Genomic DNA, 21,679 nt, shown 5'->3' with positions numbered 1-21,679 from the left:
ACCGACATGTCCGAATTGTTCATTAAAGCCGAACCTTATGCGTGGCCCTACGACGGCGCACTGACGTCGGCCAATACCGCGCTGGTCATCATCGACATGCAGACCGACTTCTGCGGCATCGGCGGCTACGTCGACAAGATGGGCTACGACCTGTCGCTCACGCGCGCGCCGATCGCGCCGATCAAGAGCGTGCTGAACGCCATGCGCGCCGACGGCTACACCATCATCCACACGCGCGAAGGTCATCGTCCCGACCTGTCCGACCTGCCTGCCAACAAACGCTGGCGTTCGCGTCAAATCGGCACCAACGGCGTCGGCATCGGCGATGACGGCCCCTGCGGAAAAATCCTCGTGCGCGGCGAACCAGGCTGGGACATCATTCCCGAACTGGCTCCCATCGCAGGTGAAATCATCATCGACAAACCCGGCAAGGGCTCGTTCTGCGCCACCGACCTGGAACTGGTGCTGCACACGCGCGGCATCCGCAACCTGATCCTGACCGGCATCACCACCGACGTCTGCGTCCACACCACCATGCGCGAAGCCAACGATCGCGGTTTTGAATGCGTGATGCTGGCCGACTGCTGCGGCGCCACTGACCACAACAATCATCTGGCGGCGCTGTCGATGATCAAGATGCAGGGCGGCGTGTTCGGTGCGGTGTCGGACTCCTCATCGCTGTTGCAAGCGATCGGAAAATAATCATGCACGCGCTCGAGCTGGAAGTCATCGGCGCCGGCAAATCCTTCGGCGAGTTCCGCGCCCTGGATGAGGTCTCGATCAAGATCAAGGCCGGCACCATCCACGCGCTGCTGGGCGAAAACGGCGCAGGGAAAAGCACGCTCGTCAAAGGCCTGGTCGGCTACAGCCCGCTTGATCAGGGCATCATCCAGGCCGACCGCCGCGAGGTGGAAATCCGCGGCCCGCGCGTGCCCAATACGCTTGGCATCGGCATGGTGTATCAGCACTTCACGCTGGCGCCCAGCCTGTCCGTGGCAGAAAACCTGCTGCTGGCGCGCGGCCTCGTGCGCTGGCGCATCCACTGGAATCTGGAACGCCAGGCGCTGGAAGAATTCATGGAAGCGATGCCGTTCCGGCTCGACCTCGACCGCCTCACCAGTAGCCTGTCCGCCGGTGAAAAACAGAAGCTCGAAATCCTCAAGCAACTCTACCTGCGACGCCGACTGCTGATTCTCGACGAACCGACCTCGGTACTCACGCCGCAAGAAGCCGATGAAGTACTCGGTCTGATGCGCGACCTCACACGCCGCGAGGAACTGACCGTGCTGATGATCACGCACAAGTTCCACGAAGTCACTGCTTACGCCGATGACGTCACGGTTTTGCGTAAAGGCAGATTGGTCGGTAGTACGGCCGTAGCCGACACCAGCCCGGCCGAACTCGCACACTGGATGATGGGACAGGCGCGCGTCGAAAAAGAAGTCGTGGCCCGCCCGCCTGTACCTGCCGATGCGCCGGTCGGCCTGAAAGTGGACTCTCTACTTGTCCTCAATGACCGTGGCGTCACCGCCGTCAATACGCTATCGCTGCAAGTCAAACGTGGCGAAATCGTCGGCCTGGCCGGCATCTCCGGCAACGGTCAGAAAGAACTGGTGGAAGCCCTTCTCGGCCAGCGCCGCCGCTTGTCCGGTGAAGTGCAGATCAACGGCGCCGACTATCAGGCAAGCCGTAGTGAGATGCGCGAGCGCAAAGTCTTTGCGCTGCCGGAAGAACCGCTGCGCAACGCCTGCATCGCAGGCATGAACGTCGCCGAAAACATGGCGCTGCGCAATTTCGATGTCGTGCCCTTCCGCCGCAGCGGCTGGCTGCGCTGGAGCGTCAATCGTGCCGCCATGCGCAAACAGGCGCAGGCCTTGATCACCGCCTTCAACGTCAAACCGCCGCTGCCGGAACGCGCCATCGGTACGCTCTCGGGCGGCAACGTACAACGCGCCGTGCTGGCGCGCGAGCTGGGTGACTCGACCAGACAGGAAGATGCGGTAAACGTACTGATCGTCGCCAATCCGGTGTTCGGCCTGGATTTCGCTTCGGTGGCCGACATCCATGCGCGGCTGTTGCAGGCGCGTGCACTGGGAACGGCGATCCTGCTGGTCAGCGAAGATCTCGATGAGTTGCTGGAGTTGTCCGACCGCATCCTCGTAATGACCGACGGCGCCATCGTGCATGCGACCGACGCCGCCGGCGCCGACCGCGCCGAACTGGGGCGCTGGATGGCCGGACACGGTCAGCACGGCAATCCAACGACCACGCCCGACACGCAACTGGAGACCGCATGATTACCGTCGACGCCATTCCTTATCCCTATCAATTCGACAGCCGTCACACGGCGCTAGTCGTGATCGACATGCAACGCGACTTTGTCGAAGAAGGCGGCTTCGGCAGCGTGCTCGGCAACGATGTGCGGCCGCTGGCGACCATCGTCCCGACGGTAGCGAAACTGCTGGCGCTGGCGCGCGAACACGGCGTGCTGGTGGTGCACACGCGCGAATCGCATTTGCCTGATTTGTCCGACTGTCCGCCGGCCAAACTCAAGCGCGGCAATCCCACGCTGGGTATTGGCGATGAAGGCCCGATGGGCCGCATCCTGGTGCGCGGCGAACCGGGCAACCAGATCCTGCCGCTGTTGGCGCCACACGATGGGGAGCTGGTAATCGACAAACCCGGCAAGGGCGCGTTCTACGCCACCGACCTGCACGCGCAATTGCAGGCGCGCGGCATCACACACCTGCTCTTTGCCGGCGTCACGACCGAAGTCTGCGTACAGACCTCGATGCGCGAAGCCAACGACCGCGGCTACGAATGCCTGATCGTCGAAGACGCCTGCGCCAGCTATTTCCCCGTATTCCATCAGGCCACGCTGGCCATGCTGACCGCACAGGGCGGCATCGTCGGCTGGAAAGCGCCACTGTCCACGCTGCAAGCATCATTCAAAGAAACCGCCGGAGAAACTGCTGGAGAAGCCGCATCATGAGTCTGCAAATCAATCTGCCGCACATCGTTGAAGAAGTCGAACAAGCCTTTGCCGACTATGAACAGGCCCTGCTGGTACATGATGTACCGGCGCTGGATCGCTGGTTCTGGTACGACCCGCAAACGGTGCGCTATGGCGTCGGTGAAATCCTGCTCGGCGGCGAAGCGATCCGCCAATACCGTCAGACCTGCGCGCCGGTGCATCCATCGCGCACGCTGCATCGCACCGTGGTCACGACCTTTGGCAGCGACTATGCTACTGTCAGTACCGAGTTCACCGCCGACGACTCGGATAAAATCGGTCGCCAGATGCAAACCTGGGTGCGCATGGAAGCCGGCTGGCGCATCGTCGCCGCGCATGTGAGCTTGATGGCTTGATGTAGTGACACCACCGCTTCCGATTTCCGGCTTGTTGATTTCCTTTTTGTATTGATGACGTTCCACCATGACCGTAACTTCTGCAAACCCTCTCGCTGAACAGGTTTACAACCGGCTCAAGGAAGACATCTTCAATTTCCGTCTGCTGCCGGGGGATAATTTCACCGAAACTGAAATGGCGCTGTCCTACGGTGTCTCGCGCACGCCATTGCGCGACGCCCTTTTCCGGATGCAGCGCGAAGGTTATCTGGATGTCGGTTTTCGTCGCGGCTGGAAGGTTCGGCCGATCGACTTCGACCGTCTCGATAATCTCTACGACCTGCGCATCGTGCTGGAAATGGCCGCGCTGGAGCGGCTCTGCCAGAATCCGGATCCTTCGCCCGGCTTGCAAGAGCTCAACGCCGTCTGGCTGGTGCCGGAGGAAGAACGCGAAAGCGAAGCCGTCAAGGTGGCTGAGCTGGACGAAAGCTTCCACACCAATTTGGTCGCCGCCGCCGGCAACGAGGAAATGACGCGCATCCATACCGAAGTGACGGAAAAAATTCGCATTGTCCGCCGACTCGATTTCCTGAAAAAGAACCGCGTACTGGCGACGTATGAGGAACACGGCAAGATCCTCAAGCTGATCGCCAAACGCAAGGCCACCGAGGCGCAGATTCTGCTGCGCGCTCACATTACGCAAAGCAAACTAGAGGTGCGCAAGATCACCATCTGGATGCTGGCCGAAGCGCGTCAGGAACAATTGAAAACGCTGCCTTAGCCGCCAGCACAATCCACTCTGCCGCTTCGCTGAAGTTTTACAGGCGCAACGTCATGAACATGCTGTTCGGATCTTCGCCATAAGTGCCGAACGGGCCGCAGTAGACGAAACCCACACTCTCATACAATTGCCGGGCCGGTTTGAAGGCGTCAAACGATCCGGTCTCCAGGCTGAGACGTTCGTAACCGCGCGCTTTGGCCTGCTCGAGAATATGCACTAGCATCGCCCGGCCGGCACCTTTGCGACGCAGCGCCTCGGGCGTGCGCATGGATTTGATCTCGCCATGCAAACTATCAAGCTCCTTGAGCGCGCCGCAGCCTATCAGTTGCTCGCCCTCCCACACCGTCCAGAACGTGATGTCCGGGCTGCGCAGCTTGCTGAGATCGAGCGCATGCACGCTTTCGGGTGGCGATATTTCGCGCATATTGCGCAAATGCTCTTCAAGCAAGGCGTGGATGGCGGGGCGTGATAGGTCGTCCACTTCGATCTGCATGGCTGTTTCCCTGATGTTGTGATGTGATGGATGGACTTCTGTCCCTACAGACATTATGCCCAGAGATACAAGAGAAGGCATTAACGTCAAACAACATTGTCATTTTGAAATAAATATTAATTTAACAACACTACTTGCAAAAATCAGCCTCACCGGCGCGGCCCGCGAACCGGAACAACCGTTGCCATCGCTTGTTTCCCGCCGTTTCGCCGCCAAATCAGGGGTAAGCCTCCGAAAACATTTATAATGGAAGGCTTTTGCAACGGCATCACTTTTAACCTCTTCCATGAAGGTATTTCGCGGACTTCCCAATGCTGAATCGCGTGCGCCCTGCGCGCTGACGATCGGCAACTTCGACGGCGTGCACCGTGGCCACCAGGCGCTGCTGGCGCAGGTGCGCGAAGCTGCAACCCGCCTGAACCTGGATGCCGCCGTGATGACGTTCGAACCGCATCCGCGCGAGTTCTTCGCGCAACTGGCCGGCACCCCGGAAAAAGCCCCGCAACGCATCGCCAACCTGCGCGACAAGCTGCAATCGCTGTCCAATGCCGGTGTCGATCGCGTGATCGTCGAACACTTCAACGCCAACTTTGCCGCCCTCTCGCCGCAAGACTTCATCGAAAAGATCCTGATTCAGGGTCTGCACGTGCGCTGGCTGCTGGTGGGTGAAGATTTCTGCTTCGGCTCGCGCCGCGCCGGCAATATCCAGACCCTGATCGACGCCGGCAAGCAATACGGCTTTGAAGTGCACACCATGCCGAACGTGAACAACGAGGGCGTGCGCATCTCGTCGTCGGCGATCCGCGCGGCGCTGGCGAAGACGGATTTTCCGCATGCGCGCCAGTTGCTGGGGCATTCGTATGCAATTTCCGGCCATGTGGTGCACGGCAAGAAGCTTGGCCGCACTATCGGTTTCCCGACGCTGAACATGCGCGTTGGCCACAAACGTCCGGCGCTGTCGGGGATTTTTGTCGTGCAGGTGCATGGATTGGGCGACAGCCCCTTGCCGGCTGTAGCCAGCCTGGGCGTGCGTCCGACCGTGGACGACAGCGGCCGCGTGCTGCTGGAAACACACATCTTCGATTACAGCGGCGATTGCTACGGCAAATTGCTGCGCGTGGAATTTTTGAAGAAATTGCGCGACGAAGAGAAATACGTCGACCTGCCGACCTTGACGGCAGCCATTGAGCGCGATGCGCAACAGGCGCGTGCCTGGTTCAAGGAACAGGCGAGTTTCGCCGTGTCCGCCACCGACCGAATTTGACGCTGGCCCGCCCCGCTCGCCGGTACTGATTTCCGACGACGCTTCTTACCGTATCAACAGCCGGATCAGCTACCTCAGCCGTCACCGATTTCCAGAATTTAACTGAAAACAACTATGTCGAATAACGAATCCTCCAAGCCAAACAAGCCGGGCAAACCTGAAGGCAAGCCGGTCAGCAAGTATCCGGTCAATATGACGGAGACCGCATTCCCGATGCGCGGCGACCTCGCCAAGCGCGAGCCGCAATGGGTCAAGGAATGGCAGACCAAGAAACTGTATCAGCGCATCCGCCAGGCATCGGCCGGTCGCCCAAAGTTTATCCTGCATGACGGCCCACCGTATGCCAACGGCGAGATCCATCTGGGCCACGCCGTCAACAAGATCCTGAAAGACATGATCGTCAAGGCCCGCAATATGGCCGGCTTCGACGCGCAATACGTGCCGGGCTGGGATTGTCACGGCATGCCGATCGAAATCCAGATCGAAAAGAAATACGGCAAGAACCTGCCGGTGGCAGAAGTACAAGCCAAGGCCCGCGCTTACGCCAACGAACAGATCGAACTGCAAAAGAAGGACTTCATCCGTCTGGGCGTATTGGGCGAATGGGACAATCCATACAAGACCATGAACTTCTCCAACGAAGCCGATGAGCTGCGCGCGCTCGGCACGATCCTGGAGAAGGGTTATGTCTATCGCGGCCTGAAGCCGGTCAACTGGTGTTTTGACTGCGGCTCCGCATTGGCGGAAGCAGAAGTGGAATATCAGGACAAGCGCGACCCGGCCATCGACGTCGGCTTCCCGTTTGCGGAACACGACAAGATCGCCAAGGCTTTCGGCCTGGACAAGCTGCCTACCGACAAGGGTTACGTCGTCATCTGGACCACTACGCCATGGACCATCCCGTCCAACCAGGCGCTGAACGTGCATCCGGAATTCGACTACGCGCTGGTGCAGACCGAGCGCCATGGCGAACCGACGCTGCTGATCCTGGCCAACGATCTGGTCGAGTCCTGCCTGCAACGCTTCGGCCTTGAAGGCAAAGTCATCGCCACCACCAAGGGTGAAGCGCTGTCGCTGATCGCCTTCCATCATCCATTGGCGACCGCCGACAAGGGCTATGACCGCCTGTCGCCGATCTACCTGGGCGACTATGTGACCGCCGACAGCGGTACCGGCATCGTCCACTCGGCGCCTGCCTACGGTATCGAAGACTTTATCTCGTGCAAGGCGCACGGCATGAAGGACGACGACATCATCAGCCCGGTCATGGGCGATGGCCGCTACGCATCGTCGCTGCCGCTGTTTGCCGGCCTGACGATCTGGGAAGCGTCGAAGCCTATCTGCGCCAAGCTGGAAGAAGTCGGTACGCTGTTCAAGCTGGTGATGTTCGATCACAGCTACATGCACTGCTGGCGTCATAAGACGCCGATCATCTATCGCGCCACGTCGCAGTGGTTCGCGAGCATGGACAACACGCCGAAAGACGGTGGCAAGAGCCTGCGCGAGACCGCGCTGCAAGGCATCGAAGACACTGCCTTCTTCCCGGCGTGGGGCAAGGCGCGCCTGCACGGCATGATCGCCAATCGTCCCGACTGGACGCTGTCGCGCCAACGCCAATGGGGCGTGCCGATGGCTTTCTTCGTGCACAAGGAAACCGGCCTGCTGCATCCACGCACGCCTGAGTTGCTGGAACAGATTGCCCAACGCATCGAGCAAGGTGGCATCGAGGCATGGCAGGCGCTGGATCCAAAGGAATTGCTGGGCGACGAGGCGGATCAATACCTGAAGAACAAGGACACGCTGGACGTCTGGTTCGATTCCGGCTCGACCCATCAGACTGTGCTGCGCGGTTCGCACAAGCAGGAGTTGCAATTCCCTGCCGATCTGTATCTGGAAGGTTCGGACCAGCATCGCGGCTGGTTCCACTCCTCCCTGTTGACCTCGTCAATGCTCAACGGCCGCGCGCCGTACAAGGCGCTGCTGACCCACGGCTTCGTGGTCGACGGCGAAGGCCGCAAGATGTCGAAGTCGCTCAAGAACGGCGTCGAGCCGCAAAAGGTGGCCGACTCGCTGGGCGCGGAAATCCTGCGCCTGTGGGTGGCGTCGAGCGATTATTCCGGCGAGATCTCGATCTCCGACGAAATCCTCAAGCGCGTGACCGAAGCCTATCGCCGCATCCGCAATACGCTGCGCTTCCTGCTGGCCAACACGGCCGATTTCGACATGACCAAGAACGCCGTGCCGGTCGCCGAGATGTTGGAAATCGACCGCTATGCGATCGCCAACATGGCCAACCTGCAAAAAGAAATCCTGGCGCATTACGAGACTTACGAGTTCCACCCGGTGGTTTCCAAGCTGCAGATGTATTGCTCGGAAGACCTGGGCGGCTTCTACCTCGACATCCTAAAGGATCGCCTGTACACCAGCGGCGTCGATTCGCATGCACGCCGTTCGGCGCAGACTGCGATCTGGCATATCACCCAGGCGCTGCTGCGTCTGATGGCGCCGACGCTGTCGTTCACGGCGGAAGAAGCATGGAGTTTCTTCGCCAGCAAGGAAGCCTTTGCCGACAGCAGCGAAACCATCTTCTCGCAGACTTACTACACGCTGCCGGAAGTGGCGCAAGCCGATGCGCTGGTCGCCAAGTTCAACGTGCTGCATGAAGTGCGCGCAGCGGTGACCAAGCAACTGGAAGAAGTCCGCATCGCCGGCAACATCGGTTCGTCATTGCAGGCGGAAGTCGAACTGAAAGTCAGCGGCGACAAGGTAGCCTTGCTGGAAAGCCTGGGCGACGATCTGAAGTTCGTACTGATCACATCGGCGGCCAAAGTCACTGCCGTGGCAGCGGAGAGCGACGAAGCCATCATCGTCACACCGTCGGCCAACCAGAAGTGCGAGCGCTGCTGGCATTACCGCGCGGATGTCGGTTCACATGCGGAGCATGCAGGCCTGTGCGGCCGTTGCGTCTCCAATCTGTTCGGCAGCGGCGAAGCCCGCCACTTCGCTTAAGCATCATCAAGTATAAGTATCAAGCAGACCGGCACGCGACCAATAAGCAATAGCGCGTGCCGGTGCTTTTTCTGAATATCCTTCTTCGACATCATCCATATCCATCCTCCATGGCTTCCAATAAAAAACGCCTCATGCCCAGCTCCAGCAACAACAACAGCCTGCTGCCATGGCTGGGTATTTCGCTGATCGTGCTGCTGCTGGATCAGTTGTCCAAGATCACCATCCTCAAGCTGTTTCACTACGGCGAATCGCGTCCGGTCACCGGATTCTTCAATCTGGTGCTGGTCTATAACAAGGGCGCGGCGTTCAGCTTCCTCGCAGCCGAGTCGGGCTGGCAGCGCCATCTGTTCACCGCCATCGGCATTGCTGCTGCGGTCTACATCATTTATCTGCTGCGCAAGCACGCCGGACAACGCATGTTCTGCTGGGCGCTGGCGCTGATTTTGGGTGGCGCAATCGGTAACGTGATTGATCGCATCATGTACGGCCATGTGGTCGATTTTCTCGACGTCTTCGTTGGCGGCTGGCATTGGCCGGCATTCAACATCGCCGATAGTGCGATCTGCATAGGTGCGGTATTGTTCGTGCTGGATGAATTGCGCCGCGTCGGCAAATAGATGACGGACGGCAAGGCTGCGAATAATTTTGGATCCCGCAGCCGTCATGATTGAGTTCTATAAGGAGTAAGGCAATGGATCTCGCTGGCAAAAAAATCCTTCTCGGCCTGACCGGCGGCGTGGCGTGCTACAAGGCCGCCGAACTCGCGCGCGGTCTCGGCAAGGCTGGCGCTTCGGTGCAGGTTGTCATGACGCAGGCGGCAACACAGTTCATGACGACCATCACCATGCAGGCGCTGACCGGCAACACGGTCTACACCGATCAATGGGATGCGCGCATTGAGAACAACATGCCGCACATCGATCTGACGCGTGGCATTGACGCCATCGTAATCGCCCCCTGCTCCACCGATTTCATTTTCAAATTGGCGCATGGCGCTTGCGACGATCTGCTGTCGACGCTGTGCGTGGCGCGCCCGCATGGCGTGCCGCTGATGATCGCTCCGGCCATGAATGTCGAGATGTGGCAGAACCCGGCAACCCAACGCAACATCGCACAAGTACAACAGGACGGCATCAAATTGCTCGGCCCTGATTCGGGCGACCAGGCCTGCGGTGAAGTCGGTTATGGCCGCATGCTGGAACCTGAACAACTGCTGGAAGAAATCATCGCCGCCTTCCAGCCCAAGCTGCTGGCCGGTCGTCGTGTATTGCTGACGGCGGGACCAACGTTTGAGCCGATTGATCCGGTACGCGGCATTACCAATCTGTCGTCCGGCAAGATGGGTTATGCCCTTGCGCGCGCCGCACGGGAAGCTGGCGCCGAAGTCGTTCTGGTATCTGGACCAACTGCGTTGGAGGCACCTTACGGCGTGCGCCGTATCGACGTGCAGACGGCGCAGCAGATGCATGACGCCGTGTTCGCCAATGTCGCCGGCCAGGATATATTCGTGGCCGTCGCTGCGGTGGCCGACTGGCGCGTGGCCAACGTCAGCAATCAGAAGCTCAAGAAGAGCGCCGCCGACGACAGCCTGCACTTGTCCTTCGAACAGAACGCCGACATCCTCGCCGACGTTGCTGCTTTGCCCAAGCGTCCGTACTGCGTGGGTTTTGCAGCTGAGTCTGAAAACCTCGAACAATACGGCGCCGCCAAGCGCGTGAAAAAGAATATTCCCCTATTGGTAGGCAATATCGGCCATCAGACTTTCGGCAAGGACGAAAATGCGCTGACGCTGTTCGACGACAAAGGCCACACCAGCCTGCCGCGCGCCGACAAGCAAACGCTGGCGCGGCAACTGGTGCGCGAGATTGCGCATCGCATTGCCACATCAGGCACACACTAATTCAGCTCTGACTTTTAACTTAACAATTTTTGTTTCCATGAAAACTATCGACGTCAAAATCCTCGACCCGCGCATGAAAGACCAACTACCCGCCTACGCTACCGCAGGTAGCGCCGGCCTGGATCTGCGCGCCTGTCTCGACGCACCGCTGACGATCGCTCCGGGAACCACGCATCTGATCCCGACCGGCCTGGCGATCCACGTGGCCGATCCAGGCTATGCGGCCATCATCCTGCCGCGCAGTGGTCTGGGCCACAAGCACGGTATCGTACTGGGCAATCTGGTCGGTCTGATCGATTCAGATTATCAAGGTCAGTTGATGGTCTCCACATGGAACCGAGGCCAGACCGAGTTTGTCCTAAACCCCATGGAGCGCCTGGCACAACTCGTGATCGTTCCCGTCATGCAGGTCGGCTTCAACGTGGTTGAAGAATTCGACAGCAGCGAGCGCGGCGCGGGCGGCTTCGGCAGCACTGGCAAACACTAGGATTACTAAGGAGTATTGGATGCGCGCAGGTCATCAGGGATATTGGGGAAAAATAAAAATAGCGCTGGCCGTCATTCCGGCAGCTTTACTCGCAGCATGCGTCACACCGCAGGATGGCACTACCCTCAATACACCGGCACCAGCCGTGACAGCACCGGTCGCCGTGAAGCCGCCGGTGCTGACGCCGGATCAGATCGCCTTGCGCGCACTGACGGCGCAGCAGGATCGCCTGTACAACGTCGCGGCGCCGCTGCTGACCAGCAACGCACCGCTATGCCGAGGTAATGCGCGCAATCTGCTGGGTTTCACCGCCAAGAACAAGTATTCCTATCCGACCGAGTTCATCAACGCCGCTCAATCGCTAGGCTTTGACGACCGTCTGCAAGTCACCGGCGTGTTGCCCGACAGCGGTGCCGCCAAGAGCGGAATTCAACGCGGAGATGTGTTGCTGGCGGTTGCCGACAAGCCTCTGCAACAAGGCGCCAATGCCGAGCGCCAGGCTGCCAATCTGCTGGGCCCCTTGGTCACCAACGGGCGCGCACCAATCAAACTGACCGTGATGCGCAACAAGGCACAGCAAAACGTCATCGTGCCTTTGACGCTGGCCTGCGCCTTCAGCATCGAACTGGGCAACGCCGACAACGTCAACACCTACGCAGACGGCCGACGCGTGCTGATTACGCGCGGCATGATGAATTTTGTAAAGTCGGATGAAGAACTGGCGTATCTGATTGCCAAGGATATGGCCCACAATTCACTGGGACACGCTATTCGTCAGCGCATGGTGGCGACTATCGGCAGCGTGATCGACAACCTGATGCGCGCACAACCGGATCCGACAGCCACAGCAGGCACCGGTGGCATTCGTCCATATCCGCAGGATCTGGACGCTGCCGCCGACAATCTGGCGCTATACATGCTGGTGCGTGCCGGCTACAGCATCGACGGCTACGCGGCCTTCTGGCAGCGTCTGGCGTCGCAATATACGGTCAGCGTACCGAATGGTTACACTGCGCTGCATCCGGCGACGGCCTATCGCATGACCATGATCGACAAGTCGACGCAGGGGCTCAAGGCCAAACAGGCTGCGGGAAAGCCACTGACGCCTTAATGTGAGATGCTGACGGCACCGGGCAAAACCGATGCCGTCATGCGCTTATAGATGGCTTCTGTGCCGCCGGAACAGCATACTAATCAAGCGACGAAGCCATGAGATAGCGCTAAACAAGACGGATCAGCAAATCAGTGCTTCAGCGAGACGAGCGACAAAACAAAAAGGCCGGAACGATCAAACGTTCCGGCCTTTTTGCTTGTCCCGCTAGCTGCAGCACCGGCGCACCTTGCGATGCGCCGACGATGTCGATACAGCTTATTCGACTTCCAGCTTTTCCTGCGGCTCTTCCGGCGGAGGCGTCGGATCGTCGCCTTCGGGGAATTCCAGCTTGACCTGATCCTTGTCGTCCAGCTCGACGGTGACACGGCCACCGTTGACCAGACGGCCAAACAGCAGTTCGTCGGCCAGCGCCTTGCGGATCATGTCCTGGATCAGACGCGACATCGGACGCGCGCCCATCAGTGGATCGAAGCCCTTCTTGCTCAGGAACTTGCGCAATGCGTCCGAGAATACGGCTTCCACCTTCTTCTCGTGCAATTGCTCTTCCAGCTGCATCAGGAACTTGTCGACCACGCGCAGGATGATGTCTTCATCCAGCGCACGGAAGCTGATGATCGCATCCAGACGATTGCGGAATTCCGGCGTGAACATACGCTTGATATCCGCCATCTCGTCGCCGGCTTCCTTCTTGTCAGTGAAACCGATCGAACGCTTTTGCAGGCTCTCTGCGCCGGCATTCGTGGTCATCACGATGATGACATTGCGGAAGTCAGTCTTGCGGCCGTTGTTGTCAGTCAGCGTGCCGTGATCCATCACCTGCAGCAGGATGTTGAAAATATCCGGATGCGCCTTTTCGATTTCATCGAGCAGCAGCACAGCGTGCGGCTTCTTGGTGATCGCTTCGGTCAACAGACCGCCCTGATCGAAACCGACGTAGCCCGGAGGCGCGCCGATCAGACGGCTGACCGCGTGACGCTCCATGTATTCGGACATGTCGAAACGAATCAGCTCAATGCCCATGATGAAGGCCAGTTGCTTCGCCACTTCGGTCTTGCCCACGCCGGTCGGACCGGAGAACAGGAAAGAGCCGATCGGCTTGTCGGTTTTACCCAGGCCGGCACGCGCCATCTTGATGGCTGATGCCAATGCTTCAATCGCTGGATCCTGACCGAACACGACGTTCTTGAGGTCACGATCAATCGTTTGCAGCTTGGTGCGGTCGTCCTGATTGACGGATTGCGGCGGAATCCGCGCGATCTTGGAGATGATCTCTTCGATCTCGGACTTGCCGATAGTCTTCTTCTGCTTCGACTTTGGCAGGATGCGTTGTGCTGCGCCGGCTTCGTCGATAACGTCGATTGCCTTATCCGGCAAGTGACGGTCGTTGATGAAGCGTGCTGCGAGTTCTGCTGCAGAAGTCAGCGCCGAAGCGGAATACTTCACGCCATGATGCTCTTCGAACTTGGACTTCAAACCACGCAGAATCTGAATGGTCTGCTCGACGGTCGGCTCGTTGACGTCGATCTTCTGGAAGCGACGCGACAAGGCGTGGTCTTTTTCGAACACGCCGCGGAATTCAGTGTAGGTGGTCGCGCCGATGCATTTCAGCTGGCCGCTCGACAACGCAGGCTTGAGCAGATTCGATGCATCCAGCGTGCCGCCCGAAGCCGAACCGGCGCCGATGATGGTGTGGATTTCGTCGATGAACAGAATGCCGTTGGGCGCATCCTTCAATTGCTTGAGGACGGCTTTCAGGCGTTGCTCAAAATCGCCGCGATACTTGGTGCCGGCCAGCAACGCGCCCATGTCGAGCGAATACACGACGGCGTTCTTGAGGATCTCCGGCACATCGCTCTGCGTGATGCGCCATGCCAGGCCTTCGGCAATGGCAGTCTTGCCGACGCCGGCTTCGCCGACCAGCAATGGGTTGTTCTTGCGGCGGCGGCAGAGAGTCTGGATCACACGCTCGACTTCGGCGTCGCGGCCGATCAGCGGATCGATCTTGCCTTCTGCGGCAGCCTTGTTCAAATTCTGTGTGAACTGATCGAGAGGACTTTCCTTTTGCTGGCCTTCGGTCTGCACGTCTTCCGCTCCTTCAGGCGCTTTTTGCGAATCAACTTGCTGATCCTTGCGCACACCATGAGAAATGAAATTGACTACGTCCAGGCGAGTTACGCCTTGCTGATGCAGATAATAGACAGCGTGCGAATCCTTCTCGCCGAAGATGGCGACGAGCACGTTGGCGCCGGTCACTTCCTTCTTGCCGTTGGAAGCCGACTGCACGTGCATGATCGCGCGCTGGATCACGCGCTGGAAGCCCAGCGTAGGCTGCGTGTCGACTTCGTTGGTACCGGGCACGGTGGGCGTGTTGTCGGTAATAAAATTGGTCAGCGTCTTGCGCAAGTCGTCGATATTGACCGAACACGCGCGCAACACTTCCGCCGCTGATGGATTATCCAACAGGGCAAGGAGCAAATGCTCTACCGTGATAAATTCGTGACGGGATTGTCTGGCCTCAACAAATGCCATGTGCAAACTGACTTCCAATTCCTGCGCAATCATGCTTCCTCCATCACGCACTGCAGGGGATGCCCTGCTTTCCTAGCGTGGGTTAATACGAGTTCAACTTTTGTGGATGCGATATCTTTGGGATACACACCACACATACCTTTCCCATCGCGGTGAACTTTGAGCATAATCTGCGTCGCCGTTTCACGGTCTTTATTGAAGTACTCCTGAATGACTGCGACGACGAATTCCATCGGCGTATAGTCATCATTCAACAACAATACCTGGTACATAGGAGGCGGCTTGAGCTTTTGCTCCTGCCGCGCCAGGACTGTACCGTTATCATTATCGTGCTTGGTTGCCATGCATCTATTCTAAAACTATCAATCAACTGTGCAACGCACAACGATGAAGAAAATATCCAAATTAAATTAGATATTACGCGTTTTCCTGATAGTCCGCAGATAACGCTTATTTATCGTAAATCAAGAGGTGCAGTTCCCATCGAGTGAACAAAAGCTTAATAATTCCATTCAAAACAACTTGACTTTTGTATTTTTAACGAGAACAATGGAATTTATTGATAAGTAGTTACTGCTTGTTAATACGAAGGGGGCAAGTTTAAGGGGGGCTGCGGACGTTTTAATCTCGCGAGGCTTCTTGCTTTAACGGCTCGTGTGATTTTTTATTAATTGAAAGATGCTTTTATGGCAACAGGTACAGTCAAGTGGTTCAACGATTCTAAGGGCTTTGGCTTTATCACCCCGGACGACGGCGGTGAAGATTTGTTCGCACACTTCTCGGCAATCCAGATGAACGGCTTCAAGACCCTCAAAGAAGGTCAAAAAGTTCAGTTCGAAGTCACGCAAGGCCCCAAAGGCAAGCAAGCTTCTAACATCCAAGCCCCTTAATTTCGGTTAAGTTGCTTCTAAAAAGCTCCTGTTTCGACAGGAGCTTTTTTTATGCCTGTTTTTAAGCCCTCTTTTCACATCCAAAGATAAAACGGCAAAAAAGCCAATAAAAAAGGCCGGTTACCCGGCCTTTCCTGATCAACTGCACGTCACTCAGTAATGCGACGATTTGCAAATCACATATTCCCGATCACGGCATCGCCAAATCCGGAGCATGACACCTGTGTCGCACCTTCCATCAGGCGAGCAAAGTCATAAGTCACCTTCTTCGACGAAATCGTGGTTTGCATCGCTTCGACAATGATCGCGGCTGCTTCGGTCCAGCCAATGTGGCGCAACATCATTTCCGCAGACAAGATCAGCGAACCAGGATTGACGTAATCCTTACCCGCATAACGTGGCGATGTGCCATGTGTAGCCTCGAACATGGCTACGGAGTCCGACATGTTGGCGCCAGGGGCAATACCGATACCGCCGACTTGTGCGGCCAACGCGTCCGAGATGTAATCGCCGTTCAGGTTAAGTGTCGCAATGACGCTGTACTCCGCCGGACGCAGCAAGATTTGCTGCATGAAAGCATCCGTGATTGAATCCTTGACGATGATGTCGCGACCGGTCTTGGGATTCTTTATCCGCACCCATGGGCCGTCATCGATGATCACACCGCCAAACTCCTTCTGCGCGAGGGCGTAACCCCAGTCGCGGAAGCTGCCTTCGGTGAACTTCATGATGTTGCCCTTGTGGACCAGAGTGACCGAGGGCTTGTCGTGATCGATCGCGTATTGAATCGCCTTGCGCACCAGACGCTCGGTGCCCTCTTGCGAAACCGGCTTGATGCCGAGGCTGGAGGTTTCCGGGAAGCGTAATTTCTTGACGCCCATTTCCTTGACCAGGAAATCGATCAGCTTCTTGGCGCCTTCCGAACCGGCTTGCCATTCGATGCCGGCGTAAATGTCTTCCGAGTTTTCACGAAAGATCACCATGTTTGTTTTTTCAGGCTCGCGCAGCGGCGACGGCACGCCTTTGAAATAGCGCACTGGGCGCAGGCAGACATACAGATCCAGTTGCTGTCGCAGCGACACGTTAAGCGAGCGGATACCGCCGCCAACCGGCGTTGTCAGCGGGCCTTTGATCGAGACGATGTACTCTTTGACTGCCGCGACGGTTTCCTCCGGAAGCCACACGTCATCGCCGTAGAGCTTGGTCGATTTTTCGCCGGCATAGATTTCCATCCAGTTGATCTTGCGCTTGTCGCCATAGGCTTTTTCGACCGCGGCATTGACGACTTTGAGCATGACAGGCGTCACATCGCTGCCGGTGCCGTCCCCTTCAATGAATGGAATGATCGGATTGTCCGGAACATTGAGGGAAAAGTCTGCGTTGACGGTAATCTTCTTACCTTCAGACGGCACGTTGATATGTTGGTACATCGTTGTCTCCGACAATTAAACTAAACGGAATAAAGCGCAAAAGCTAGAATGCTCACAGCCTGCCATTCTGAACCAGATTCCCGTAAGCGGCATCAGGAAACAGCGGCGAATTACGTATCGTGCGGCCAGCTGAGCCACGAATTGCCATCGCCGCATCCAAGCTTGCTTACACGGGATATCTGCAAAGGATAAAACAACGTCTTATATAAGACATAAGATACCATTTTTATCTTGCACGAGTATTTTACTGAATGTCGTGCCTTTGCAATACCCAGGCTGTAACATTTGCACTGGCGCGTCGACGCGTCCGGAGCAGATCTGGCTGCGCTGTGAATGCACAGATTTGCACCGATGCAAACGACACAACCTCTGAACCAACTTATCTTCAGCTCAAGCATGCCTTTGATTTTGTTCAACAAACCGTTTCAGGTCTTGTGCCAATTCTCTGCACATCCTGAACACGATACGCTGGCGAATTACCTCGATATCCCCGACATTTACCCGGCTGGTCGCCTGGATGCCGATAGCGAAGGCTTGATGCTGCTGACGGACGACGGCCAATTGCAGCACGAGATCAGTCACCCCAAACGCAAGCAGCCAAAAGTTTACTTGGTGCAAGTCGATGGCGTCCCTGACCGGGACACACTGGAACGTCTGCGTAACCCGCTTGATCTGGGCGATTTCGTGACACAGCGAAGCGAGGTCAAACATGTCGCGGAGCCGGAGTGGCTGTGGCCGCGTAATCCGCCGATACGCGTGAGGAAGAGTCAGCCGACCAGTTGGCTCACCATCAAAATCTCAGAAGGAAAGAATCGCCAGGTTCGCCGCATGACCGCCGCTGTCGATCTGCCAACTTTGCGACTGGTACGTATTGCCATCGGCCCTTTTTCCTTGCAGACCGACCCTCTGATGCCGGGTGAATGGAAAGAGGTTGAAGCGAGTGAACTCAGCCGCTAAACCTGACAATATGCTGACTAAAAACCGCGCTACTACGCGGGATGCAAAGAAATTTTCTTTTTTGGAATTTTCTGTCAACCAAGCTTTCAGCACGTCGTTATTGGCAATGATTCACGAGAATCACCGTTTTCTTAACATGTTAAATTTGAAGGACTGCAAAATGAAAAAATTGATCGCCGCTCTGATCGCTGGTCTGTTCGCTACTACCGTTTTCGCACAAGCTGCAGCTCCTGCTGCCCCAGCAGCACCAGCTGCTGACGCTGCTGCTCCTGCTCCAAAGGCTAAGAAAGCGAAGAAGAGCCACAAGGCTAAGAAGGCAAAGAAGGCTGCTCCAGCTGCTGACGCTGCTAAGTAATCTAAGCTTTCGCACGACTAAAAGGCAGGCTCGTCCTGCCTTTTTTCATTTCCGCTCCAGATTTCTCAATCCGCTCGCCTGTTTTGACAGTATCTCGCGATTGCAGCCTCCGATGTGCCATTGACAATCCATCCTCGCTATAATCCGCTGATAGTCCGTCACCCTTACTTAAAATCCATCATGCGCCGTTCATTTGCACTGCTTACCGCACTTGCTGCTTTCGCGACCGCCCTTCCGTCTTACTCCCAGCAACTTCAGAAATTCCCCACGATCACGCTCAATTCCGGGCTGTATCTGATCAAGGCCGAAGTCGCCTCGACCGAAGCACAGCGCGAACAGGGCCTGATGTTCCGGGACAAAATGGGCGCCAATGAAGGCATGGTGTTCGCTTTTGGCCAGCCGGCAGGCGTCTGCATGTGGATGAAGAACACGCTGATCCCTCTTTCCGTCGCCTTTATGGACGAAACCGGAAAGATCATCAATATCGAAGAAATGAAGGAACAGACCCTGGACTCGCACTGCGCGACCAAGGCGGCAACCTATGCCCTGGAAATGAACAAGGGCTGGTTCAAGCAAAAGAACATCAAGCCAGGCACTGTCATTGAAGGCTTACCGCGCTAAGCATCCGACAAGCAGTCCGTGACGTCCTGAGCGACGTCGCGTCAATCACCTATAGCCATTCACGACCTGACAACCCGTCAAGCCGGGTCAAGATCGATCGCCCGGGAAGAAACAACCCGCGCTTAGCAAAACAATCTGGAATAGAGCCAGCGATAAGCGACGGCTGCGGTGAATACGCTATCTGCAAATGCAAAAACCCGCCAAATCGCTTGGGCGGGTTGATGTTTTCGAATCGACATTACTATCGATTCAGCGCTGCTTGAGTCTCAGCCGAAGCAAAGACCCAGTCAACGACAAGAATTAAGCAGCCAGTGCCTTCAGGGCAGCAGCCAGACGGCTCTTATGGCGAGCAGCCTTGTTCTTGTGAATGATTTTCTTGTCAGCGATGCTGTCAATGGTCGAAACCGACGATTGAAACACGGAAGTCGCAGCAGCCTTGTCGCCTGCAGCGATCGCCTTGCGAACAGCCTTGATTGCTGTACGCAGCGTCGAACGCTGGCTGGAGTTGTGCGCGTTTTGCTTAACAGCTTGACGAGCACGTTTGCGTGCTTGTGCGGTATTTGCCATGAATAATTATCCTAAATCGAGATCGAGTGCATCGCAATCTTGATAACTTGCGAGGCGGAATTCTGTAAAGCCACGGATTATAACCACTTTTCCTCAAACTGGCAAATACAGCCCGACTATCGCCTCTGCGTGTTGCAAAGCGGTCAAATTGCCAAAAATCAACAAACCCTGAAATCTGATTTTTCGCCTTTCCGAACCTTGCCGCGCTCGCCTTCTCCAACGCCATCACTCTACCCGACAATGGCACCAAACCACCTTCCGCGTCGAAGCATCAAAAACGAAAGCTATAATGCCGTCCCATGAACTTGCATAAAACGCTTGCCACCGTCTCTGGCATGACGATGTTATCCCGCATTACCGGCCTCGCAAGAGAAATCCTGTTCGCACGCGCATTCGGCGCCTCCGCCTACACGGACGCCTTCAACGTGGCCTTCCGCATCCCCAATCTGCTGCGCCGCCTCTTCGCTGAAGGCGCCTTCTCGCAGGCGTTCGTCCCCATCCTTGCCGAATATAAAAACCAGAAAGGTGATGCCGCCACCAAAACCTTGGTTGACCATGTGGCAACGGTATTGATCTGGGTGATGCTGGCGACCAGCATCGTCGGCATTCTGGCCACGCCCGTGATTGTCTATTTCATCGCTACCGGCCTTAAATACAATCAGGGAGCCTTTGATGCCTCCGTGATGATGACGCGGATCATGTTCCCCTATATCGGCTTCATGGCGTTTGTTGCGCTGGCCGGCGGCATTCTCAATACCTGGCGAGAGTTCAAGATCCCGGCTTTTACCTCAGTACTGCTGAATGTCTCTTTCATCGTCGCTTCGCTGTTCGTCGCGCCTTACATGGACCAGCCGATCTACGCGATGGCATTTGCCGTCTTTGTGGGCGGCATATTGCAGGTAGCGCTGCAAGTCCCGGCGCTGAAAAAAATCGGCATGTTGCCGCACCTGTACCTCAATCCAATGATTGGCCTCTCGGATGAAGGCGTCAAACGCGTGCTCAAGAAGATGGGACCGGCTGTGTTTGCCGTCTCTGCCGCGCAGATCAGCCTGATGATCAATACCAACATCGCCTCCCGCCTCGCACATGGCAGCGTATCGTGGCTGTCGTATGCCGACCGTCTGATGGAATTCCCCACTGCGTTGCTCGGTGTGGCGCTCGGCACGATTTTGTTGCCCAGCCTGTCGAACGCGCATGCCGAAAACGATATGGTGGAATACTCCTCCCTGCTCGACTGGGGCCTGCGTCTGACGTTTTTGCTGGCGCTGCCTTGTGCGGTCGGCTTGGCGACGCTATCCGAACCGCTGACGGCGACGCTTTTCCACTACGGGAAATTCGATACCGTATCGGTAGCGATGACCAGCCACGCGTTGGTCGCGTATGGAGTGGGGCTGATCGGTCTGATTCTGGTGAAGATTCTCGCGCCCGGGTTCTACGCAAAACAAGATATCCGCACACCAGTCAAGATTGCCATTGGCGTGCTGATTGCAACGCAGTTGATGAACTATATTTTTGTGCCATGGATCGCACATGCCGGGCTGGCTCTGTCCATCGGGCTGGGCGCCTGCCTCAATGCCGCGTTTCTGTTCTGGGGACTGCGCCGCCGCAACATCTACACGCCACAACCGGGCTGGCGCATGTTTCTGATCAAACTGACCGGCGCGCTGTTTCTGCTGGCCGGCGTCGCACTTGCCGTAGCGCGGCATTTTGACTGGATCGCCATGCGCGCGCATCCGGCCGAACGTGTCGGCGCACTGATGCTGGTATTCGCGGCCTGCGGCATCGCCTATTTCGGCGCGTTGATGGCGATGGGCTTCCGTTTCCGCGACTTCAAACGCATCGGTCGCTGATCACGCATTTATTTTTTGTTTGCCGGGCAATGTTGCTTTAGCGCCCCATTGCCAGGCAAACATTTCACAAGCGCGCATATT

General features: G+C 57.0%; 21 protein-coding genes. 16 read left to right on the top strand and 5 right to left on the bottom strand.

Annotated features, from left to right (window positions below; genetic code table 11):
- Positions 1–6: 6 nt before the first annotated feature.
- The 5 genes from biuH (at position 7) to PQR63_RS10165 (ending at position 4,129) form a co-directional block, all read left to right on the top strand.
- Positions 7–702 carry a biuret amidohydrolase gene (gene biuH / locus PQR63_RS10185; RefSeq protein ID WP_408167743.1) on the top strand — a complete coding sequence of 232 codons (696 nt, stop codon included), beginning with the start codon at positions 7–9 and terminating at the stop codon, positions 700–702.
- Between the two features lie 2 nt (positions 703–704).
- Complete coding sequence (locus tag PQR63_RS10180; protein WP_408167742.1) at positions 705–2,297, top strand: ABC transporter ATP-binding protein; 1,593 nt, start codon at positions 705–707, stop codon at positions 2,295–2,297.
- Complete coding sequence (locus PQR63_RS10175; RefSeq protein ID WP_408167741.1) at positions 2,294–2,992, top strand: cysteine hydrolase family protein; 699 nt, start codon at positions 2,294–2,296, stop codon at positions 2,990–2,992. Before PQR63_RS10180 ends, PQR63_RS10175 begins: the two co-directional genes overlap by 4 nt.
- Entirely contained in the window at positions 2,989–3,369 is a 381-nt protein-coding gene (gene hpxZ, locus PQR63_RS10170; protein ID WP_408167740.1) for an oxalurate catabolism protein HpxZ, read from the top strand. The genes PQR63_RS10175 and hpxZ overlap by 4 nt, the downstream gene beginning before the upstream one ends.
- A 67-nt stretch (positions 3,370–3,436) precedes the next feature.
- Entirely contained in the window at positions 3,437–4,129 is a 693-nt protein-coding gene (locus PQR63_RS10165; protein WP_094563053.1) for a GntR family transcriptional regulator, read from the top strand.
- Between the two features lie 37 nt (positions 4,130–4,166).
- Here PQR63_RS10165 and PQR63_RS10160 read toward each other — a convergent pair whose 3' ends face one another.
- A complete protein-coding gene (locus PQR63_RS10160) occupies positions 4,167–4,622 on the bottom strand; it encodes a GNAT family N-acetyltransferase (protein ID WP_408167739.1) in 456 nt (151 codons plus the stop codon).
- Between the two features lie 286 nt (positions 4,623–4,908).
- On the opposite strand from PQR63_RS10160, the gene PQR63_RS10155 reads away from it, so the two are divergent.
- From PQR63_RS10155 to PQR63_RS10130, 6 genes are all read left to right on the top strand, one after another.
- Entirely contained in the window at positions 4,909–5,886 is a 978-nt protein-coding gene (locus tag PQR63_RS10155; protein WP_408167738.1) for a bifunctional riboflavin kinase/FAD synthetase, read from the top strand.
- Between the two features lie 114 nt (positions 5,887–6,000).
- The gene (gene ileS / locus PQR63_RS10150; protein WP_408167737.1) at positions 6,001–8,895 is read left to right on the top strand and encodes an isoleucine--tRNA ligase; all 2,895 of its coding nucleotides are present in this window, start codon (positions 6,001–6,003) and stop codon (positions 8,893–8,895) included.
- A 110-nt stretch (positions 8,896–9,005) separates the two neighbouring features.
- Complete coding sequence (gene lspA, locus PQR63_RS10145) at positions 9,006–9,515, top strand: signal peptidase II (protein WP_408167736.1); 510 nt, start codon at positions 9,006–9,008, stop codon at positions 9,513–9,515.
- A 74-nt stretch (positions 9,516–9,589) separates the two neighbouring features.
- Entirely contained in the window at positions 9,590–10,798 is a 1,209-nt protein-coding gene (gene coaBC / locus PQR63_RS10140; protein ID WP_408167735.1) for a bifunctional phosphopantothenoylcysteine decarboxylase/phosphopantothenate--cysteine ligase CoaBC, read from the top strand.
- A 37-nt stretch (positions 10,799–10,835) separates the two neighbouring features.
- Entirely contained in the window at positions 10,836–11,285 is a 450-nt protein-coding gene (dut, locus tag PQR63_RS10135; RefSeq protein ID WP_007880233.1) for a dUTP diphosphatase, read from the top strand.
- A gap of 19 nt (positions 11,286–11,304) precedes the next feature.
- Positions 11,305–12,396 carry a M48 family metalloprotease gene (locus PQR63_RS10130; protein ID WP_408167733.1) on the top strand — a complete coding sequence of 364 codons (1,092 nt, stop codon included), beginning with the start codon at positions 11,305–11,307 and terminating at the stop codon, positions 12,394–12,396.
- A gap of 258 nt (positions 12,397–12,654) precedes the next feature.
- Here the strand turns inward: PQR63_RS10130 and clpA are convergent, their stop codons facing one another.
- Entirely contained in the window at positions 12,655–14,961 is a 2,307-nt protein-coding gene (clpA, locus tag PQR63_RS10125; RefSeq protein ID WP_408167732.1) for an ATP-dependent Clp protease ATP-binding subunit ClpA, read from the bottom strand.
- Positions 14,958–15,272, bottom strand: a complete 315-nt coding sequence (gene clpS / locus PQR63_RS10120) for an ATP-dependent Clp protease adapter ClpS (RefSeq protein ID WP_007880228.1) — start codon at positions 15,270–15,272, stop codon at positions 14,958–14,960. The genes clpA and clpS overlap by 4 nt, the downstream gene beginning before the upstream one ends.
- A gap of 342 nt (positions 15,273–15,614) precedes the next feature.
- Between clpS and cspE the strand changes: the two genes are divergently transcribed.
- The gene (cspE, locus tag PQR63_RS10115) at positions 15,615–15,818 is read left to right on the top strand and encodes a transcription antiterminator/RNA stability regulator CspE (RefSeq protein ID WP_009665919.1); all 204 of its coding nucleotides are present in this window, start codon (positions 15,615–15,617) and stop codon (positions 15,816–15,818) included.
- Positions 15,819–15,994: 176 nt separating this feature from the next.
- Here cspE and icd read toward each other — a convergent pair whose 3' ends face one another.
- Positions 15,995–17,248 (bottom strand): NADP-dependent isocitrate dehydrogenase, encoded by a 1,254-nt coding sequence (gene icd, locus PQR63_RS10110; protein ID WP_408167731.1) that lies wholly within the window; start codon positions 17,246–17,248, stop codon positions 15,995–15,997.
- 396 nt (positions 17,249–17,644) lie between these two features.
- Here icd and PQR63_RS10105 point away from each other — a divergent pair, with 396 nt between their 5' ends.
- From PQR63_RS10105 to PQR63_RS10095, 3 genes are all read left to right on the top strand, one after another.
- Entirely contained in the window at positions 17,645–18,205 is a 561-nt protein-coding gene (locus PQR63_RS10105) for a pseudouridine synthase (protein WP_408167730.1), read from the top strand.
- 160 nt (positions 18,206–18,365) lie between these two features.
- Positions 18,366–18,560 carry a hypothetical protein gene (locus PQR63_RS10100; protein ID WP_408167791.1) on the top strand — a complete coding sequence of 65 codons (195 nt, stop codon included), beginning with the start codon at positions 18,366–18,368 and terminating at the stop codon, positions 18,558–18,560.
- Between the two features lie 180 nt (positions 18,561–18,740).
- Positions 18,741–19,181 (top strand): DUF192 domain-containing protein, encoded by a 441-nt coding sequence (locus tag PQR63_RS10095; RefSeq protein ID WP_408167729.1) that lies wholly within the window; start codon positions 18,741–18,743, stop codon positions 19,179–19,181.
- Positions 19,182–19,481: 300 nt separating this feature from the next.
- On the opposite strand, the gene rpsT is transcribed toward PQR63_RS10095, so the two are convergent.
- Positions 19,482–19,748, bottom strand: coding sequence for a 30S ribosomal protein S20 (gene rpsT / locus PQR63_RS10090; RefSeq protein ID WP_006463174.1), 267 nt, complete (start codon positions 19,746–19,748; stop codon positions 19,482–19,484).
- A gap of 299 nt (positions 19,749–20,047) precedes the next feature.
- On the opposite strand from rpsT, the gene murJ reads away from it, so the two are divergent.
- On the top strand, positions 20,048–21,598 hold the full coding sequence (gene murJ, locus PQR63_RS10085) for a murein biosynthesis integral membrane protein MurJ (RefSeq protein WP_408167727.1): 1,551 nt from the start codon (positions 20,048–20,050) through the stop codon (positions 21,596–21,598).
- Positions 21,599–21,679: the final 81 nt, after the last annotated feature.

It is taken from the genome of Herbaspirillum rhizosphaerae, assembly GCF_046025915.1.
In the GTDB taxonomy this organism is placed as follows: Bacteria; Pseudomonadota; Gammaproteobacteria; order Burkholderiales; family Burkholderiaceae_D; genus Herbaspirillum; species Herbaspirillum rhizosphaerae_A.
The sequence above is the reverse complement of the archived record's forward strand: the minus strand, read 5'-3'. Positions and strand labels throughout refer to the sequence as shown.

What these genes read in the sequence shown, in the direction of transcription:
- PQR63_RS10155 (WP_408167738.1), top strand. Translation starts at nt 4,909, where the DNA reads ATGAAGGTATTTCGCGGACTTCCCAATGCTGAATCGCGTGCGCCCTGC.
- PQR63_RS10100 (WP_408167791.1), top strand. Translation starts at nt 18,366, where the DNA reads ATGAAAAAATTGATCGCCGCTCTGATCGCTGGTCTGTTCGCTACTACC.
- coaBC (WP_408167735.1), top strand. Translation starts at nt 9,590, where the DNA reads ATGGATCTCGCTGGCAAAAAAATCCTTCTCGGCCTGACCGGCGGCGTG.
- PQR63_RS10180 (WP_408167742.1), top strand. Translation starts at nt 705, where the DNA reads ATGCACGCGCTCGAGCTGGAAGTCATCGGCGCCGGCAAATCCTTCGGC.
- murJ (WP_408167727.1), top strand. Translation starts at nt 20,048, where the DNA reads ATGAACTTGCATAAAACGCTTGCCACCGTCTCTGGCATGACGATGTTA.
- PQR63_RS10160 (WP_408167739.1), bottom strand. Translation starts at nt 4,622, where the DNA reads ATGCAGATCGAAGTGGACGACCTATCACGCCCCGCCATCCACGCCTTG.
- lspA (WP_408167736.1), top strand. Translation starts at nt 9,006, where the DNA reads ATGGCTTCCAATAAAAAACGCCTCATGCCCAGCTCCAGCAACAACAAC.
- clpA (WP_408167732.1), bottom strand. Translation starts at nt 14,961, where the DNA reads ATGATTGCGCAGGAATTGGAAGTCAGTTTGCACATGGCATTTGTTGAG.
- biuH (WP_408167743.1), top strand. Translation starts at nt 7, where the DNA reads ATGTCCGAATTGTTCATTAAAGCCGAACCTTATGCGTGGCCCTACGAC.
- PQR63_RS10175 (WP_408167741.1), top strand. Translation starts at nt 2,294, where the DNA reads ATGATTACCGTCGACGCCATTCCTTATCCCTATCAATTCGACAGCCGT.
- icd (WP_408167731.1), bottom strand. Translation starts at nt 17,248, where the DNA reads ATGTACCAACATATCAACGTGCCGTCTGAAGGTAAGAAGATTACCGTC.
- PQR63_RS10105 (WP_408167730.1), top strand. Translation starts at nt 17,645, where the DNA reads ATGCCTTTGATTTTGTTCAACAAACCGTTTCAGGTCTTGTGCCAATTC.
- PQR63_RS10165 (WP_094563053.1), top strand. Translation starts at nt 3,437, where the DNA reads ATGACCGTAACTTCTGCAAACCCTCTCGCTGAACAGGTTTACAACCGG.
- rpsT (WP_006463174.1), bottom strand. Translation starts at nt 19,748, where the DNA reads ATGGCAAATACCGCACAAGCACGCAAACGTGCTCGTCAAGCTGTTAAG.
- PQR63_RS10095 (WP_408167729.1), top strand. Translation starts at nt 18,741, where the DNA reads ATGCGCCGTTCATTTGCACTGCTTACCGCACTTGCTGCTTTCGCGACC.
- dut (WP_007880233.1), top strand. Translation starts at nt 10,836, where the DNA reads ATGAAAACTATCGACGTCAAAATCCTCGACCCGCGCATGAAAGACCAA.
- PQR63_RS10130 (WP_408167733.1), top strand. Translation starts at nt 11,305, where the DNA reads ATGCGCGCAGGTCATCAGGGATATTGGGGAAAAATAAAAATAGCGCTG.
- ileS (WP_408167737.1), top strand. Translation starts at nt 6,001, where the DNA reads ATGTCGAATAACGAATCCTCCAAGCCAAACAAGCCGGGCAAACCTGAA.
- cspE (WP_009665919.1), top strand. Translation starts at nt 15,615, where the DNA reads ATGGCAACAGGTACAGTCAAGTGGTTCAACGATTCTAAGGGCTTTGGC.
- clpS (WP_007880228.1), bottom strand. Translation starts at nt 15,272, where the DNA reads ATGGCAACCAAGCACGATAATGATAACGGTACAGTCCTGGCGCGGCAG.
- hpxZ (WP_408167740.1), top strand. Translation starts at nt 2,989, where the DNA reads ATGAGTCTGCAAATCAATCTGCCGCACATCGTTGAAGAAGTCGAACAA.